Below are 17,494 nucleotides of genomic sequence, written 5' to 3' on the forward strand. Positions count from 1 at the left end.
TCACGGCTCGGTGAAGGGCGCCCTCCGGGGCGCCCTTCGCTGTCCGGGCGGTACTTGCCGACCGGTCGGTCACATGCGGGACCCCGGTGCCTGACATAGGACGGAAGCACACGGGAACCCGTCCGGGGCCCCGGTCCCCCCAGGAGGAGCCATGACCCAGTCCGGAATGACGATGAAGCCCATGACGCAGCAGATGCAGGAGTGCGTCGACGCCTGCATGACCGCGCACCGTATGTGCGAGGAGACCATGAGCTCCTGCATGCAGATGGGCGGGCAGGTGCAGATGAAGATCATGCGCGCGCTCATGGACTGCTCCGAGACGACCCGCATGTGCGCCGACATGATGATGCGCCGCTCGCCCATGGCGGGCGAGATGTGCGCGATGTGCGCCAAGGCGTGCGACATGTGCGTCGAGGCGTGTATGACCATGCCGGACGACCCGCAGATGATGCGCTGCGCGGAGGCGTGTCGCCGCGCTGCGCAGACGTGCCGGGCCATGGCGGGCGCCGCCATGTGAGAGCGCGGCCGACAACGGCCGAGGGCGTCCGTGAGGGCGTCCTCGGCCGCGTGCGCGGACCGTTCTAGTTGCCGGAGACGGTGACCTTCTGGTCGTTGTTCAGCTCGTCCACCAGCGTCTTCACCTTGGTCTTGTCCCAGACGAGGTTGCCGCCGACCGAGCCGGAGATCGGCATGTTCAGGGACGTGCCGTCACCGCCCTGGACCCCCTTCATCGCCCAGAACATCGAGGCCAGGTCCCACAGGCCCATGTCCTTGTCGACGATCAGCGAGTCGAGGCCCGCGCCCATCACCGGGTAGAACGTGAAGGGGTTCAGGACCGTGGAAGGCGTCGCCACCTGGTGGGCCAGTGCCGACAGGAACTTCTGCTGGTTCTTCGTGCGCTGGAGGTCGCTCGCGGCGAAGGCGTGCCGGGTGCGGACGAAGGCGAGGGCCTGTGCGCCGTTCAGCGTCTGCTTGCCCGCCTTGAAGTTCGCGCCGGACCATTTGTCCGAGAAGCCCTTGTCGATGTTGATCTCGACACCGCCGACCGCGTCCACGATGTTCGCGAAGCCCTGGAACCCGATCTCCACGTAGTGGTCGATGTGCAGACCCGTGTTCGCCTCGATCGTGCGGACCAGCAGGGTCGGCCCGTCCTCGGCGTAGGTCGCGTTGAGCTTCTCCTGGCGGCCCTGCGCCGGGTAGACCTTCCCGGACGTGGAGCCCTTGTACGAGGGGACGGTCACGTTCGAGTCGCGCGGCAGCGAGACCAGTGTGTCGCCGTTGTCGCCGACGTGCAGGATCATCATCGAGTCCGTGCGCTTGCCCTCGGCGGAGCCGGTGTGCAGCTTCTGCTCGTCCGCCTTGGACATGCCCTCGCGGCTGTCCGAGCCGACGATCAGGTAGTTCGTGCCCGAGCCCGCCGCCGGCCGGTCGATCACCTGGGACAGGTCGACCTCGCGGCGCAGCTTGGAGTCGGCCCAGAAGTAGGTCGCGACCGATGTGACGACCAGCACCGTCGCCAGCGTGATCACGGTCCACTTGATCCGCCGCCGCCAGTTCGGCGCGGGACGCGCCCCCCGGGGCGGCACGCCGTCCGGCCCGTCCGGCCCGCGTCCGCCGGGGCCGCCGTACACCTGGCCCGTGTTGTAGCCGCTGTCGTACTCGCCGTAACCGTCGTCGTACGACGGCTGCTGCGGGACGCCGGCCCCGTACGGCGGGGCGGCCGGGCCGCGGTTGCCGTACGCCGAGCGCTGCCCGGGCGGTGTCGCCGGGCCGCGCCGCACCTGGCGCATCACCTGGGCGCCCTCCGGCTGTGCGTCGGAGCTGCCGCGCCCGTAACGCGGGCCGCGGTTGTCGTCGGACCATCCCTCGGGCCAGTCATTCATGGGCCCAGTGTGCAGGGCGCGGACATGCGCCGTACAAGGGCTGTCGGAAAATAGGAGCGGCGCTGTTGCGAAGCCGACACAAATTCCGCGAAAGTCGCATCGGCATAAGGTGGACGGCATGACAGACCAGGCCACGGACGCGGAACGGGACATGGAACCGGAAATACCGGGCAAGCCGACGTCCGCCTCACGCACCACTCTCAGCCACATCATGACCCACAACGACACCAACCTTCTGGGCACGGTGCACGGCGGCGTGATCATGAAGCTGGTCGACGACGCGGCGGGCGCGGTGGCGGGCCGGCACTCCGGCGGTCCCGCCGTCACCGCGTCCATGGACGAGATGGCCTTCCTGGAGCCGGTCCGCGTCGGCGACCTGGTCCATGTGAAGGCCCAGGTCAACTGGACCGGCCGGACCTCCATGGAGGTCGGCGTCCGGGTCCTCGCCGAGCGCTGGAACGAGTCGGCCCCGGCCACCCAGGTCGGCTCGGCCTACCTGGTCTTCGCGGCCGTCGACGCCGACGGCAAGCCGCGCCGGGTGCCCGCGGTGGTCCCGGAGACCGACCGCGACCGGCGCCGGTACCAGGAGGCCCAGATCCGCCGCACGCACCGGCTGGCCCGCCGCCGGGCGATCAGGGAACTGCGCGAGCGGCGCGCCGCCGAGGGGTTCGAGGACTGAGCGCTCCGCTGGAGGTGCCGCACCGTGCCGTCGGCCGTCCGCGGGGCTGTCGCGGCCGGTCGCGCCCACGCGGCGGAGCCGCGTACCGATGCAGCCCCGCGCTCCTTCGGGTCGCCGCCGAACCGCACCGGACTTCGCCGGACCCGCTCGGTCACGCCTACGACCCCGGGCACACCACGTCGCTGCCGCGCACCGCGCGCGGGGCCGGCTGGCCCGGGTCCTCGAAGCGCACCTTGTGCACGTCCTTGAAGTCCGCCGCGACCGTCAGCCTCAGCAGCGGCCCCTGCCCCGGCACGGCCCGCAGCTCGGCGCCCGGCATGGCCGCGGCGAGGGCGCGGGCGGAACGGTCCCAGTGGGGGTCGTAGGAGATGACCGAGTGCGGGACGTGCGCCGGGGCCGTCACCGGCTGACGGGTCGTGGCGAAGCCCGTCGCCGCCAGTGCCGCGTCCACCCGCTTGGCCAGTCCCAGGGTGGCCGAGCCGTTCGCCACCTGGACCCGGATCTGCCGCGGATCCACGTCCACCGAGGTCACCGGGGCCGGTGCCGGGCCGTCGTGCCGCGGCGGGTCCGTGGTGAGCGGCTTGTCGTCGCGCAGGGACGTGAACAGCTGGTCGGCCTTCGCCTGGTCCCACTTCAGGGTCGAGCCGATGCCCCTGACCTCGTAGTTCATCTGCCCGATGGGCACGGTGACGAATTCGGAGGAGGAGGGCGAGAAGTCCCGCATGGCCCGGGCGAGGTCGAGCAGCTCGTCCGTGCCGAAGGTCTCGTCGGCGCGGACCGAGCCGAGCACCGCACGGGCCACGTCCCGGAACCGCATCGGGTTCAGCAGCACCCCCGACGAGGCGGCCTTCTCGATCAGCGAGGCCAGGAACCGCTGCTGCCGCCTCATCCGCCCCAGGTCGCTGGTGCCGTCGACGTGCCGGGCCCGCACGTACTGCAGCGCCTGGCCGCCCTTGAGGGTGTGCGTGCCGGCCGCGAGGTCGAGCCCGCTGTACGTGTCCTTCAGCGGGGCCGGCGTGCAGATCTTCACCCCGCCGAGGACGTCCACGGTCTTCATGAAGCTGGTGAAGTCGACCTCCAGATAGTGGTCGATCTTCACATGGGTCATGTTCTCGACCGCGCGGACGGTCAGCTGGGGGCCGCCCTCGGAGTAGGCGGCGTTCAGCCTGATCGGGTGCGCCGGGTGCTGCTGCCCGGTGCCCGGGTCGGTACGGGCGGGCAGCTCGGCGTAGGAGTCGCGCGGCAGGCTCACCACGGTGGCCCGGTCCCGGTTCTCCGAGATGTGCACGATCATCATCGTGTCCGTGCAGTGGCAGGGTGCCCCGCCGAGCCGGAACGCCCGCCGCTCCCGCTCGGTGATCTTGTCGCGGCCGTCGGTGCCGACCAGCAGCACGTTCATGCCGTGGCCCGCCCGGGGCCGGTTCTTCATGTCCTTGAACGCGTCGACCCGCGCGATGCCCGCGTCCAGGCTGCTGATCACCGCGTGCCCGATCCCGGCCGAGGCCAGCACCACCACGGACAGCGTGCACAGCGCCCGCATGGCCCAACGCGGCCGGCGGGGCGTGCGCAGGGATCTCACCGGCCGTACGGGCGGGCGCGGCACACGGCGGGGCGGCTGCGGTCGGCGCTGCGGAGGCGCGGGGGACCGGGGCGGGCTGGCCAAAGGGGGCACCTCCGGGCGAGGCCGTACGTGGGATCCGTGAGCACGGTAGGCCGATACGATCTCCAGCCCGGTCCTCCGTCCCTGCGGCGCGCAAAGGTGTCCCCCGTTCGCGGTAACGTGAGCCCCCTATGAACGCCAAGTCCGACGTGCGGCTCCCCGCTGTCTCCGTGATCATGCCCGTCCTCAACGAGGAGCGGCATCTGCGCGGGGCCGTCCAAGCGATCCTCGCGCAGGAGTACGCCGGCGAGATGGAGGTCGTCATCGCCCTCGGTCCGTCCACGGACCGCACGGACGAGATTGCGGCCCGGCTCGTGGCCGAAGACGCGCGCGTGCACACCGTCCCGAACCCCACCGGCCGCACGCCCGCGGCGCTGAACGCGGCGATCAAGGCCTCCCGGCATCCGGTCGTGGTCCGCGTCGACGGCCACGGCATCCTCTCGGCGAACTACATCGCCACCGCCGTCCGGCTCCTGGAGGAGACCGGCGCGCAGAACGTCGGCGGCATCATGCACGCCGAGGGCGAGAACGACTGGGAGCACGCGGTCGCGGCCGCCATGACCTCGAAGATCGGGGTCGGGAACGCCGCCTTCCACACGGGCGGCGAGGCCGCCCCCGCCGAGACGGTCTACCTCGGCGTCTTCCGCCGCGAGGCGCTGGAGCGGCAGGGCGGTTACAACGAGGAGTTCATCCGCGCCCAGGACTGGGAGCTGAACTTCCGGATACGGGAGGCCGGCGGCCTGATCTGGTTCTCGCCGGAGCTGAAGGTGTCGTACCGGCCGCGGCCCTCCGTGCGGGCGCTGGCCAAGCAGTACAAGGACTACGGCCGTTGGCGGCACGTCGTCGCGCGGTACCACTCCGGCTCGATCAACCTGCGCTACCTCGCCCCGCCGGCCGCGGTGTGCGCGATCGCGGCGGGCGTCGTGGCCGGCGTCCTGCTCACCCCGTGGGGTTTCGTCGTTCCCGGCGGCTACCTCGCGGCGATCGCCGCGGGCTCCGTCCCGGCGGGCAGGGGCCTGCCCCTGAAGGCCCGCCTGCAGATCCCCGTGGCCCTCGCCACCATGCACATGTCGTGGGGCTGGGGCTTCCTGACCAGCCCGAGGTCGCTGGCGAAGAAGGTCATCGCGTCCCGGCGGCCGGCGGTCCTCAGCCCGCACTGAGCCGGCGAACAGGGCCCCTCTTCGGCAGGGGCCCTTCCGCTACCACTGATACGGCTTGTACACGTCCATGCACTGCGACGTGTCCGAGCCGTTGACGGCGTCGGCGTTGTCGGGGATGTCCCCGGCCTTCGGCTTCGACTGCCTGGGGTACGACGCACCGGTGCGCCAGTCCGCGCCGACGACGACCGTGACCCCGGACACCCCGGTCGACTGCTGCACCGAACTCGCCGGAACGCCCAGCGCCTTGGCCACGGCCTGGGCGTCACCCGCCAGGTCCGCGCTCGGGTACTGCACGACCGTCCGGTCCGCGGACTGGGTCACGGAGGTGTCCGCCGCCGCCCGCGCGTAGCCCTGCTGCGCGAGCGCCTGGCTGATCGCCCCCGCCCGGCCCGGCACCGCCGCCTGGGTCGAGCTCTGGGTGGCGTTCTGCACCAGCACGCCGAGCCGGGCCGGGTCCGTCGAGGGGGCCTTGGCCGTCTTCCCGGAGTCGTGCGGTCGGTCCGGCGTCTGCTTCTTCGAGCCGGACGCGGCGCCGTTCTTGTCGAGCGGCACGTCGTCGCGGAGCATCTGCCACAGCTTGTCGGCGTTCGCCGCGTCCGGCAGGACATGTGAACCGTCCTGCGGATCCTCGATGTTGGGCATCGTCACCGACGTGATCCGGTCCGACGGCACCGACTTCATCTCCATGCCCAGGTCGTACAGCTTCTTGACCGTGCCGATCTCTTCGGAGACCTTCAGGGACTTGGTGGCCGCGTCGGCCAGGTCCATCAGGCGCCCGGAGTCGGTGAAGACGTTCTGCTTGCGCAGCGTGCGCATCATCGAGTTCAGGTACATGTGCTGGGCGCGGGCCCGCATCAGGTCGCTGCCCCAGGCGTGCCGGGTGCGCAGCCACTGCAGCGCCTGCTCGCCCTGGACCTTGTGCGTCCCGGCCGTCAGCTTCAGCCCGGAGCCGCCGCGCTGGGCCGGGGTCGGGTGGTCCCACACGTTCTGCTTCACGCACACGTCGACGCCGCCGATGGCGTCCGCCATCCGCACCACGCCGGAGAAGTCGATCGTCATCCAGTGGTCGATGTAGACCCCGGTGAGCTTCTCCCAGGTGGACAGCGTGCAGCCGGCCCCGCCCCGGGCCAGCGTGGTGTTGATGATGTCGTTCGTCGGCGGATAGACCTTGCCGGTGTCGGGGTCCGTGCACTTGGGGATGTCGACGCGGGTGTCCCGGGGGATGCTCACCATGGCGGCGCTCTTGCGGTCCGCGGAGAGGTGGATGAGCATCTGCACGTCCGCGTTCGGGGGACCGCCGACGCTGTCCCTGCTGCCGCCGAGTCTCAGGTCCTCGGCCGAGTTACGGCTGTCCGAGCCGATCAGCAGGATGTTCAGCGGGGTCTGCCCGGCCGCGTTCGGCGCGGTCTTGTGCGCCGCGGAGTCGCCGCTGCTGCGCCGGCCCTTGCGGATGTTCGCGTTCAGGTGCTCGTAGTACAGGTAACCGGCGCCCGCGGTGCCGAGTATCACCACCGCCAGTACGGTCGCCGACCACCGCAGGGCACGGCGTCTGCGCCGTGGCCGCCCGGTTCCGGAACCCTCTCTGCGCCGCCCTCCGCCGTGCCGGGACCCTTCCGGGTCCGTCCGGTCCTGCGCGGCGGGCGCCATCGCGTCGCCGACCGCAGGTTCCTGCCCTCGCACATCACTCTGCGCCAAACTTCCTGCCCTCCCCACCCTTGCGCCCCACCCGTGGTCACGAAAACGGGCCCGTCCCGCGTCGGGTTAGACGCACGACGGGCCCGAAGGGTTACCTATGAAGCGCACTTGGCCTCGTCGGCCGTCGACCCGTCGACCTTCGGCGCCTTCTGCGGAGCGGTGAGCGAGACACCGGCCCCCTTGAAGTCCTTGCCGAGGGTCAGCGTCATCGCCGGCAGGCCCTGGGAGTTGATCACGCTCTTGCCGGGGACGAGCGCCGAGCCGGGCAGCCCCATCAGCGCGGCCAGCTCCCGTGCCTGGGCGGCCTGGTCGGGGGCGTACTCCAGCGTGGTGTTCTTCACCTCGGCCGGTGCGTTGCCCGCGTTCTCCGACTTCAGCACGCCCTTGTCGGTCTGCAGCCAGGACAGCTCCTCCTGCGCGCTGCCCGGCTGGGCACCGCCGTTGAGGATCCGCACCCGCACGTCCGACGGCGCGGACCTGCTGCCCTTGAGCTGGGCCGCCTGGGCGTCCTTCGCCGCCTTCTGCTTCTTCTTCACCTCGGTGAAGGAGACGTCGTTCTGGATCGCCTGGAAGACCGCGGGCGCCGTCGACTGGTTGACGACGACGGTCGCGTGCACCTTCTCGGCCGGGTTGTCTATCACCGGCACCGTGGTGAAGGTGATGTTCTTCGGCGGCACCTTCTTCAGCTCCAGCGCCATGTCCTTGAGCGTGCCGATCTTGTCGATGCCGGTGTCGACGGTCAGCGCCTTGGTCGCCGCCTCGGCCAGGTCCAGCAGCTTGGAGGGGTTGGTGAGGGTGTCGCTGGAGGACATCTTGCGCATCAGCGAACCCAGGAACTGCTGCTGGACCTTGATGCGGTCCAGGTCGCCCTGGTTGCCGAAGCTGTGCCGGGTGCGTACGAAGGCGAGGGCCTGCTCGCCCTCCACCACCGACTTGCCCGCGGGCAGCCTCAGATGGGACTCCTTGTCGTTCACCGGGTGCGCGACGCACACCTCGACGCCGCCCACCGCGGTCGACAGGGTCTTCACCGCGTTGAAGTCGGCCATCATGAAGTGGTCCACGTGGATGCCGGTGACCTCCTCGACGGTGCGCATGGTGCAGCCCGCGTCGCGGCCGTCCTGCCCGAGGCTCGTGTTGAAGCGTACGTTCTCCGTGCCGGGGATCACCTTGCTGCTGCCGTCCGGCTGCTTCGTCGGGCAGTCCGGGACGTTGACGATCAGGTCGCGCGGGATGCTCAGCGCGGTGGCGTTCGTCCGGTCCTTGGACACGTGCAGCAGGATGTCGGTGTCCGCGTGCCCGACGCTGCCCTTGTCGCCGTAGCCCTCGTTGCCCTTGCCGGTGCGCTTGTCGGTGCCGATGACCAGGAGGTTGAAGGCCTCGTCCTTGCTGAAGCCCTTGGAGCCCGCGTCGCCGACGTCGGTCGAGCTGATGTTGCCTTCGAGGTGCCGGAGATAGAGATAGCCGGCGGTACCCGCCGCGACCAGCACGAACGCGGTGCCGCCCGCGGTCCACGCGAGGACCTTCCTGGCCTTCGACGTCTTCTTCCCGTTCTTCTTCACCGGCCGCCGCGCGGCGCGTCGCCCCTGCGGGGCCTCCGGCTCGCCGCCCCGGCGCCGGGCCGAGCGCGGCCGGGGCACCTCGGCGCCGTCCACCCGGCTCATCTCCCGGGTCTCCCCGGCGGCCATGTCGTTGCGGCGGCGCCGCGCACCGCCGCCCTCCTGGCCGGCCGGTCTGCGCGGAGAGGGCACCTGCGACTGCGCTGCGGAAGGACCCAGTCGCAGTTCGTATTCGCCGGTATTCGGATTGAGTACCCACTGGTCGGCGGGATCGATGTTGTCCGCCCGCCCACGGCCTTGCGCGTCCACGGTTGTCCGAATCCTCCGTCGGGGCCACGCGGCGCCTTCCCCCTCAAAGGCGCTCGGGTCTCGGTGAATCGGTGCACGGCTCCAGGTCTGACCTCGCGCCGGGTGCACCGGAGCGCTCACACTATCCGCCCAGTTCGGCGTCGAGCGACGCCGGTGACGAATTCGCCCTCCCTACAACTGGGCAATCCCCCTCATATTCTGAACGGAATTCGGGCGCGCCGGTGTGCGCCTCATGTGCAGCCGTGCTCGGCGGCCGTACTGCCGCGGAAGGTCGGCGCGGGGGAGGGGACGCCCCGGGAGCCCGTGTCCCCGCCGGGCAGTGCGGCCTGTGCGGGCGCCGTCCGGGTCACCGCCACGGGCTGATCGGCGCGCAGCCGCGCGAACAGTTTCCCGGCCTCCGGCTCCACGAGTTGGTCACGGTTGGCGTCGTGGACGTACGACTTCCTCGGTACCGTCAGGAACTGCACCTGTTTGATGGGAATGTTGCGCAGCCCTCGCACCAATTGGTACAAGCCGCGCAGACTGGCCAGTTCCGGATCGGTGGTCAGTGAAGAGGTCGCCGCGTCCAGCACCGGATACAGCTTCACCGGATTCAGCAGGACGTCGCTGCTCTGCATCTTGTCGACGAGTGCGCCGAGGAACTGCTGCTGCCGTTCCATCCGTTCGGTGTCGCTGCCGTCGCCCAGCGACTCGCGGGCCCGCACGTAGCCGAGCGCCTGCTCGCCGTTCAGCATGACCTGCCCCGCGGGCAGCGTCAGCTCGGCGGCCTTGTCGTGGATGGGCTCCTTCACGCAGACCCGCACCCCGTCGACGGCGTCCACCATCTCCTTGAACCCGCTGAAGTCCACGACCACGTGATGGTCGATCCGGACGCCCGTCAGCTTCTCGACGGTACGGATCGAACAGGCCGAACCCCCCACCGCGTAGGCGCTGTTGAACATCGTGAACACCGGCGCGCTGCGGCTGCCGTCCGTCCGCAGACAGCGGGGGACGTCCACCATCAGGTCCCTCGGCAGCGACACGGCGGTGGCGCTGCGCCGGTTCGCGGCCAGGTGCAGCAGGATCGTGGTGTCCGAGCGCTCGCTGCCCAGATCCCGCCCGTAGCGCGCGTTGCCGTCCCCGGACCGGGTGTCGGAGCCGATCAGCAGGATGTTCTGCGCGCCCTTCACCAGCGCGGTGGGGCGCTCCCGCTCGTACCGGGCGAGTTCCCGGGCGGCCGCGTCGTCCGCGGTGATGTTGGCGCTGAGGGTGGCGTAGAGGAGCCAGCCGCCGCCGCCGGCCGCCGCGACGGACGCGGCCAGCCCGAGCGCCGCCCGCCGCGCCCACCGCCGACGCCGCCGCGCCGGCCCGTCCCCGACCGCCGAGGCCCCGAGCCCGGGACCGAGGGCCCCGCGTGCGGTGTCGGTCACGGGCGGGCACCCCCCTCATCGGCGTACGAGCGTCACGTGCTGCTCTCTCGACGATGGCCGGGATGGCGGCGGGCGGCGCCCTCAGCTAGCCCGAGCGGGGGAGAGCGGCGCCTGACGCCGACGCCTACCGACGTACCGCGGTCACCCGCTCGCTCTCGATCCGCTGGGCGAGGGCCTCCTCGCCCAGCCGGTCCGGATGCCGGCAGAGCACCACGGACCCACCGGAGGCGAGCGGCGAGAACAGCCCCGCGCTCAGCCCCTCCCAGGTGTCGTACGGCAGCCCCGACAGCAGCCGCGAACCCGGCCCCGTCAGCTCCAGCTCCGCCGCGTCGGCGACCGCCTTCTGCACGACCTCCGCCGCGCTGAACTCCGCGCCGGCGACGATCAGCGCCGGTGCGTCCGCGTCCACCGGGGCGAACGGCACGAACCGGTCCCCCTGCCCGGGCACCTCCACGGCGTAGTCGAGGAACCCGTCCGGCGGCTGCGGGAAACGCCCGCCCAGCGGCCGCAGCGCGAGGGCGATCCGCTCGCCCCGGCACGCCCGCGCCGCGTCCAGCGAGTCCGGCCCGCTGACCACCACGTCGGCCGCGGACGGCTCCCCGCCCACGTCGGCGAGGGCCCCCACCGAGGCACAGGCCAGCAGCCACACCGCCGTCTGCCAGTGCGCGGGCAGCAGCAGCGCGACCCGGTCGCCGGGCTCGACGGAGAGTTCGCCCTGAAGGAGGTTCGCGGTCTTGGCCACCCAGTTGGCGAACGTGGCCACGGACAGTTCGACACGTTCGCCCGTGGCGTCGTCGTAGAAGGTCACCAGCGGGCGGCCGGGGTCCGCGGCGAGCGCGGAAGCCAGCAGGTCGGCAGGGGTGCGATCGGTGGCGTTCACCCGGGAAAGGGTACGCGCGGGCGATCACGGGCGGTGCGTGCCCGTGCCACCGGTTCGGCGGAACATGTCCGACGGTCCGTCAGATCACGTGTGGACAGATATGTCTGATTATGTTCAAGATCGTAACCATGCGTGGATTCTTTTCCCCTTCCCTGGGTTCCTCCGGTTCCTTCCGTTCCCTCGGCGCGCCCTTGATCGCCACCGTCCTCGCGCTCTCCTCCCTGTCCCTGCCCGCGACCACGGTGACCGCCGTGCCCGCCGCGCCCGTGACCGGCGGCATCCCGGGGAGCACCCGCTCGCTGCCCCTCGCCCCCCTCACCCGCGCGCGCGGCCTCGGCGCCGCCCCGGAGCAGGGGGTGTACCGGGCCGACGGCGAGCGCTTCTCGCTGCTGGGAGTCGTGTGGGACGACCCCGGCGCCGAGCTGCGCGGCCGGATCCAGGTGCGCACCCGGGCCGCCGGCACGGGGGCCTGGTCCGGCTGGCAGGACGTCGAGACGCACAACGCGGGGCACGGCCCCGACCCGGGCACGGCGGAGGCCGCCTCGCCCCGGGTGCGCGGGGCGACCGCGCCGTTGTGGGTGGGGGCCTCCGAGGGGGTGGACGTACGGGTCCGCGCGGCGTCCGTCCGACTGCCCGACGGCACCAGGTCGGCCGGAGCGCGCACCTCGGTCCCGTTGCCCTCCGGGCTGCGGCTGGAGCTCGTCGACCCGGGGGACGACGGAACGCCGCCTGGCGCACCGGCCGACGCGCCCCACACCGGTGCGGACACGGCGGCGGCGCGCGCGGCGTCCGCCGCCAACACCGACGTCGCCGGCTTCGGCGCCCTGGAGATCCCGGAGCTCGACAAGGCGGCCACCGAGCGGGAACTCACCCGCCTCAAGGGCCCGGCGCGGACGGCGTCGTACATCGGGGCGCGCCCGCGGATCGTCACCCGCCTGGGCTGGGGCGCGGACGAATCACTGCGCGAACCCGGGTTCGGCTACACGAAGACGGTCAGGGCGGCCTTCGTGCACCACACGGGCTCGGGCAACCAGTACAGCTGCTCCCAGACCCCCTCCGTCATCCGCAGTATCTACCGCTACCACGTCAAGAGCATGGGCTGGCGGGACATCGGCTACAACTTCCTCGTCGACAAGTGCGGAACCGTCTACGAGGGCCGGGCCGGGGGCGTGGCGAAGGCGGTGCTCGGCGCGCACACCCTCGGGTTCAACAGCGACAGCATGGGCATCGCCGTGATCGGCACGTACACCGAGACGGAGCCGGCCGACGCGGTGGTCACGGCGCTCGCCCGGCTGACCGCGTGGAAGCTCGGGCTGAACGGCGCCGATCCACAGGGCAGGACATATCTCACGTCGGGCGGAGGCAACCTCTACCGGAAGGGTAAGAACGTGCAGCTGAACGTGGTTTCCGGACACCGGGACGGGTTCGCCACCGACTGCCCCGGCGCGGCGCTCTATGCCAGGCTCGGAGCGGCTCGTTCCGCCGCCGCCGACTACCAGGGACGCTGAACGGGCCGCCGTCACGGGCGCGGTGAACGAGGCTCGCGTTCACCGCCGTCGACGGGGGCGCGCCGGTCTCACACCGTTCTATTACCGATCTCGTGGAAAACCGCGCGGTCGTCAAGGGCGCCGTCGCTACGGTCTGCATACACTGACCGGCCGAAGCCGAAACGAGTAGTAACGAGTAGTTCGACCGGTCCCGGCAGGAAGAAAGCAGAGACGACAGGTGACAGAAGCGATCCTCCTGGTCGGCGGCAAAGGCACCCGGCTGCGTCCACTGACGGTGCACACGCCCAAGCCCATGGTTCCGGCCGCCGGCGTACCGTTCCTCACCCATCAGCTGGCGCGGGCCAAGGCAGCCGGTGTGGACCACATCGTCCTCGCCACCAGCTATCTGGCCGAGGTCTTCGAGCCGTACTTCGGCGACGGCTCCGCCCTCGGACTGAGCATCGAGTACGTGACGGAGGAGGAACCCCTCGGCACCGGCGGCGCCATCCGCAACGTCGCCTCGCGTCTGCACTCCGGGCCCGACGAACCGGTCCTGATCTTCAACGGTGACATCCTGACGGGCCTGGACATCAGGGCCCTGGTCGACACCCACCGCTCGACGGGCGCGGACGTCTCCCTGCACCTGACGAAGGTGACGGACCCGCGCGCCTACGGCCTGGTCCCGACCGACGAGACCGGCAGGGTGCTGGCCTTCCTGGAGAAGCCGCAGACCCCCGAGGAGATCGTCACCGACCAGATCAACGCGGGGGCGTACGTCTTCCGCCGCTCGGTCATCGACTCGATCCCGCTGGGCCGCCCGGTCTCGGTGGAGCGCGAGACGTTCCCGGACCTCCTCGCGGCCGGAGCCCACCTCCAGGGCATGGTCGACTCCACGTACTGGCTGGACCTCGGCACCCCGGCGGCCTTCGTGCGCGGCTCGGCCGACCTGGTCCTGGGGCGTGCGCCGTCCCCGGCCGTCCCGGGCCGCTGCGGCGACCGCCTCGTCCTGCCGACGGCCACGGTGGCGCCGGACGCCAAACTGACCGGCGGCACGGTGGTGGGCGAGGGCGCGTTCGTGGCCGAGGGCGCCCGTGTCTTCGGCTCGACGATCCTGCCCGGTGCGGTCATCGAACCGGGCGCGGTCATCACCGACTCCCTGATCGGCACCAAGGCCCGCGTCGGCGAGCGCTCCGTGCTCACCGGCACGGTCGTCGGCGACGGCGCGATCGTCGGCCCCGACAACGAACTGCGCGAGGGAGTCCGGGTGTGGTGCGACGCCCGTATCCCGGCGGGCGCGGTGCGGTTCTCCTCGGACCAGTAGGGACAGGACGGTAGTCCGGGCCGGCGGTTCGGGCCGGCAGTGACGTGGGGCCCGGGGATCACTCCCCGGGCCCCACGGCTGCGGGCACGCTCACAACAGCCCGATGTCCACCCGAGGCATCTTCGGCGCCCGCCGGGCCGGCACCTGCCCGCTCAGCAGGATCAGCCGGGCCGCCCGGTGCCGCTGCCCGGCATACGGCTCCAGCAGGCGCAGCATCCCGGCGTCGTCGGCATGACGGTCCCCGGCCAGCGCCCACCCCACGATCCCCGGCAGATGCAGATCCCCGACCGTCACCGCGTCCGCCGCCCCGTGACTGCGCTGCACGACCTCCGCCGACGTCCACGGCCCCACGCCCGGCACGACCTCCAGCCGGGCCCGCGCCTCGTCGGCCGGCATCCCCACCGCCTGCTCCAGCCGCGCGGCGACCCGTACGGACCGCAGGATCGTCGACGCCCGCTTGTCGTCGACGCCCGCCCGGTGCCATTCCCAGGAAGGGATCAGCGCCCAGGTCCGCGCCGTCGGCATCACCCGCATCGGCCGCTCGGACACCCCGGCGGGTCCCGGCGCCGGCTCCCCGAACCTGCGCACCAGCAACCGCCAGGCCCGGTACGCCTCGTCGGTCGTGACCTTCTGCTCCAGCACCGACGGGATCAACGACTCCAGCACCAGCCCGGTCCGGGTCAGCCGCAGCCCCGGCCGCCGGTGCCGCGCCAGCGCCACCACCCGGTGCCGGGGCACGAACGCCTCCGGGTCGTCGGCCGCGCCCAGCAGTTCGGGCAGCCCGTCCAGCAGCCACTGGGCCCCCGGCCCCCATGCTTCGCCGAGCACCTCTCCGGCGTGCGCCCGCACCCGCAGCGTGCCCGGCCCGGCGGGCGTACGGCAGGCCCGCCACACGGATCCGTCCGGCGTGGCCCGGAACGTGGGATCGGCGGGCCCGCGCCGCAGCGGTCCGAGCACCAGCCCGAGATCCAGCGGCCCCTGCGGCGTCCACCGCCGCACCCGCGCCCGCTCCGACGGCACCGCCTGCCGCGGTATCGGGCCGAGAGGGGGTGTGGGCCGCTGAGGGAAACGTCCTGCCACGAGTGAGGTCCTAGGAGAGCCGGTGTCGTGCTACGAGCGTAGGCGGTGCGGGAAGGAGCCGTACGGGACTTTCCCGCCCGGCACCTTCCGGCTTCCGGCTCACCGCACCTCGATGAACGCCCCAGGGTCCCGCTCCGGCCGCGGTCCCGGCTCCGCCGCCGGATGCCCGACCGCCACCGCGCCCATCGGATCCCAGTCCGCCGGCAGCCCGAGCGTCTCGCGCACCACGTCCCGGCAGAACAGCGTGGACGACACCCACGCCGAGCCCAGCCGCTCCCCGGCGAGCGCGACCAGGAAGTTCTGCACGCCCGCGCCCGCCGCGACGACGAACATCTCCCGCTCGGCGCCGTCCCGCCGCGCGTCCCCGTAGTGGTGCGAGCCGTCCATGACGAGACACGGCACCACCAGATAAGGCGCGCCCCGCAGCACGTCGCCCCGGCGCACCCGCTTCGCTATGGACTCCTCGCTCTTGCCGTCCCCGCGCAGGTCGGCGATCCAGGCCTCCCGCATCGCGTCCAGCAGCCGCAGCCGCGACTCCGGCGACTCCAGCAGCACGAACCGCCACGGCGTCGTGTGGTGCGGCGCCGGTGCCGTCACCGCGGCGGCCACCGCGCGCCGGACCGCGCCGGGGTCCACGGGCTCGTCGGTGAAGGCCCGGACCGTGCGCCGCTGGGTGACCGCCTCGCGGACCGCCTCGGAGGTGCCGAGCCGGAACATGTCGTCCCGCGCGGTCCGCACCAGCGCCCGCGCGCCCTCCTCCGGCTCCCCGCCGACGACGTGCGGCAGACCGCGGACGACGGCGACCGGCCGCCCGGACGCCTTGCCCTTGACCAGGTCTCCCGCCGCCGCCAGTTCGTCCGCCGTGGCCACGACCGTCGCGCTGAGCGGATTGCCGTACGCGTCCGTGCCGCCGCGCAGATCGTCCAGCACGCGCACGCCGGCCGCGCCGATCGCCACGTCCGTGAGCCCCGAGCGCCAGGGCCGCCCGAAGGTGTCGGTGACGACCACGCCCACGTCGACGCCGAGCGTGGCGCGCAGCCCGTCGCGGATCGCGCGCGCGGAGGCGTCCGGGTCCTCGGGGAGCAACAGCACCGTGCCCGCGGGGGTGTTGGAGGCGTCGACCCCGGCCGCGGCCATGACCAGGCCCTGCCGGTTCTCCACGATGCGCAGCGCGCCGCGGCGGGCCACCACCCGGACCGTCTCGGCGTCGATCGCCGCCTCCCGGTCGGCGGCCTCCGTGATCCGGCCCTCGGCCTTGGAGACGATCTTGGAGGTGACGAGCAGCACGTCCCCGTCCACCAGGCCCGGCTCGGCGGCGGCGATGAGCTTGGCGAGGTCGTCGCCCGGCTGCACCTCGGGGATGCCGGACAGGGCCCGGACCGTGTACTGCGGGCCCTGCGGGCGGTCCTCGGTCACGCTCCCCGCACCTCCTCGGCCAGCGCCAGCGCCTCGCGCGCCATCTGCGCGGCCGCGTCGACGTCGGTCATCATCAGCGGCACGGCCCGGCAGCGGATGCCGTCCGCCTCGACCCGCTCGACGGCGCCCGCGTCCACGGTGTCGACCAGCCAGCCGTCCAGCAGTCCGGAGCCGTAGTGCTCGGCGACCGCGGCGGCCGTGGACTCCACGCCGACCGCGGCGAGCACCTTGTCGGCCATCCCGCGCACGGGCGCGTCCCCGACGATGGGGGACAGCCCCACCACGGGCACGCCCGCCTCCGCGATGGCCTCCCGGATGCCGGGCACGGCCAGGATCGTGCCGACGGACACGACCGGGTTGGACGGCGGGAAGAGGATGACGTCCGCCGCGGCGATGGCCTCCAGGACGCCGGGCGCCGGCTTGGACTGCTCGGCGCCGACGGGCACGATCGCCTCCGCCGGGACCTCGGCGCGCAGCCGCACCCAGTACTCCTGGAAGTGGACCGCCCTGCGCTCGCCGTCGACCTCGACCGCCACGTGGGTCTCCACGCGGTCGTCGGTCATCGGGATCAGCTTCACGCCCGGCTGCCAGCGGTCGCACAGCGCCTCGGTGACCGCGCTGAGCGGATAGCCGGCGCCGAGCATCTGCGTCCGCACGATGTGCGTGGCGAAGTCCCGGTCGCCGAGGCCGAACCACTCGGGCCCGACGCCGTAGGCCGCCAGCTCCTCCTTGACCCGGAAGGTCTCGTCGGTCCGCCCCCAGCCCTGCTCCTCGTTGATACCGCCGCCCAGTGTGTACATCACCGTGTCGAGGTCCGGGCAGACCTTCAGCCCGAAGAGATGGATGTCGTCGCCGGTGTTGCCGATCACCGTGATCTCCGCGTCCGGTACGGCCCGCTTCAGACCACGCAGGAAACGGGCACCGCCGATGCCGCCTGCCAGAACCACAATGCGCATGCG

General features: G+C 72.2%; 14 protein-coding genes. 5 read left to right on the forward strand and 9 right to left on the reverse strand.

Going from position 1 to position 17,494, the window contains the following annotated elements; genetic code table 11:
* Window positions 1-151: 151 nt before the first annotated feature.
* Window positions 152-517, forward strand: coding sequence for a four-helix bundle copper-binding protein (locus tag BIV23_RS04690; protein WP_071379429.1), 366 nt, complete (start codon window positions 152-154; stop codon window positions 515-517).
* Window positions 518-581: 64 nt separating this feature from the next.
* Here the strand turns inward: BIV23_RS04690 and BIV23_RS04695 are convergent, their stop codons facing one another.
* Window positions 582-1,883 (reverse strand): LCP family protein, encoded by a 1,302-nt coding sequence (locus tag BIV23_RS04695; RefSeq protein WP_177239712.1) that lies wholly within the window; start codon window positions 1,881-1,883, stop codon window positions 582-584.
* A 118-nt stretch (window positions 1,884-2,001) separates the two neighbouring features.
* On the opposite strand from BIV23_RS04695, the gene BIV23_RS04700 reads away from it, so the two are divergent.
* A complete protein-coding gene (locus BIV23_RS04700) occupies window positions 2,002-2,562 on the forward strand; it encodes an acyl-CoA thioesterase (protein ID WP_071379430.1) in 561 nt (186 codons plus the stop codon).
* Window positions 2,563-2,719: 157 nt separating this feature from the next.
* Here the strand turns inward: BIV23_RS04700 and BIV23_RS04705 are convergent, their stop codons facing one another.
* Window positions 2,720-4,225, reverse strand: coding sequence for an LCP family protein (locus BIV23_RS04705; protein WP_483883310.1), 1,506 nt, complete (start codon window positions 4,223-4,225; stop codon window positions 2,720-2,722).
* A 128-nt stretch (window positions 4,226-4,353) separates the two neighbouring features.
* Between BIV23_RS04705 and BIV23_RS04710 the strand changes: the two genes are divergently transcribed.
* On the forward strand, window positions 4,354-5,382 hold the full coding sequence (locus BIV23_RS04710; protein ID WP_071379432.1) for a glycosyltransferase family 2 protein: 1,029 nt from the start codon (window positions 4,354-4,356) through the stop codon (window positions 5,380-5,382).
* Between the two features lie 39 nt (window positions 5,383-5,421).
* Here BIV23_RS04710 and BIV23_RS04715 read toward each other — a convergent pair whose 3' ends face one another.
* The 4 genes from BIV23_RS04715 to BIV23_RS04730 all read right to left on the reverse strand — a co-directional run bounded on the left by BIV23_RS04715 (window position 5,422) and on the right by BIV23_RS04730 (window position 11,231).
* Window positions 5,422-7,029, reverse strand: a complete 1,608-nt coding sequence (locus BIV23_RS04715; protein ID WP_071379433.1) for an LCP family protein — start codon at window positions 7,027-7,029, stop codon at window positions 5,422-5,424.
* 143 nt (window positions 7,030-7,172) lie between these two features.
* Window positions 7,173-8,942, reverse strand: coding sequence for an LCP family protein (locus tag BIV23_RS04720; RefSeq protein ID WP_071379434.1), 1,770 nt, complete (start codon window positions 8,940-8,942; stop codon window positions 7,173-7,175).
* Between the two features lie 230 nt (window positions 8,943-9,172).
* Window positions 9,173-10,351, reverse strand: coding sequence for an LCP family protein (locus BIV23_RS04725; RefSeq protein WP_071379435.1), 1,179 nt, complete (start codon window positions 10,349-10,351; stop codon window positions 9,173-9,175).
* A 124-nt stretch (window positions 10,352-10,475) separates the two neighbouring features.
* Window positions 10,476-11,231 (reverse strand): TIGR03089 family protein, encoded by a 756-nt coding sequence (locus BIV23_RS04730; protein WP_071379436.1) that lies wholly within the window; start codon window positions 11,229-11,231, stop codon window positions 10,476-10,478.
* A gap of 128 nt (window positions 11,232-11,359) precedes the next feature.
* Between BIV23_RS04730 and BIV23_RS04735 the strand changes: the two genes are divergently transcribed.
* Together BIV23_RS04735 and manB are read left to right on the forward strand one after the other, a co-directional pair.
* Window positions 11,360-12,739 (forward strand): peptidoglycan recognition protein family protein, encoded by a 1,380-nt coding sequence (locus BIV23_RS04735; RefSeq protein WP_245790359.1) that lies wholly within the window; start codon window positions 11,360-11,362, stop codon window positions 12,737-12,739.
* Window positions 12,740-12,956: 217 nt separating this feature from the next.
* The gene (gene manB, locus BIV23_RS04740; RefSeq protein WP_071379438.1) at window positions 12,957-14,039 is read left to right on the forward strand and encodes a mannose-1-phosphate guanylyltransferase; all 1,083 of its coding nucleotides are present in this window, start codon (window positions 12,957-12,959) and stop codon (window positions 14,037-14,039) included.
* 90 nt (window positions 14,040-14,129) lie between these two features.
* Here manB and BIV23_RS04745 read toward each other — a convergent pair whose 3' ends face one another.
* The 3 genes from BIV23_RS04745 to cofD form a co-directional block, all read right to left on the reverse strand.
* Window positions 14,130-15,119, reverse strand: coding sequence for a DNA-3-methyladenine glycosylase family protein (locus BIV23_RS04745; protein WP_425443462.1), 990 nt, complete (start codon window positions 15,117-15,119; stop codon window positions 14,130-14,132).
* Window positions 15,120-15,218: 99 nt separating this feature from the next.
* Window positions 15,219-16,535: a coenzyme F420-0:L-glutamate ligase gene (locus BIV23_RS04750; RefSeq protein ID WP_071379440.1), complete on the reverse strand. Its 1,317-nt coding sequence runs from the start codon at window positions 16,533-16,535 to the stop codon at window positions 15,219-15,221.
* Window positions 16,532-17,491, reverse strand: a complete 960-nt coding sequence (gene cofD / locus BIV23_RS04755; RefSeq protein WP_071379441.1) for a 2-phospho-L-lactate transferase — start codon at window positions 17,489-17,491, stop codon at window positions 16,532-16,534. Before cofD ends, BIV23_RS04750 begins: the two co-directional genes overlap by 4 nt.
* Between the last annotated feature and the right edge of the window lie 3 nt (window positions 17,492-17,494).

Origin of the sequence: Streptomyces monashensis (genome assembly GCF_001866665.1) — a bacterium.
GTDB lineage: Bacteria > Actinomycetota > Actinomycetes > Streptomycetales > Streptomycetaceae > Streptomyces > Streptomyces monashensis.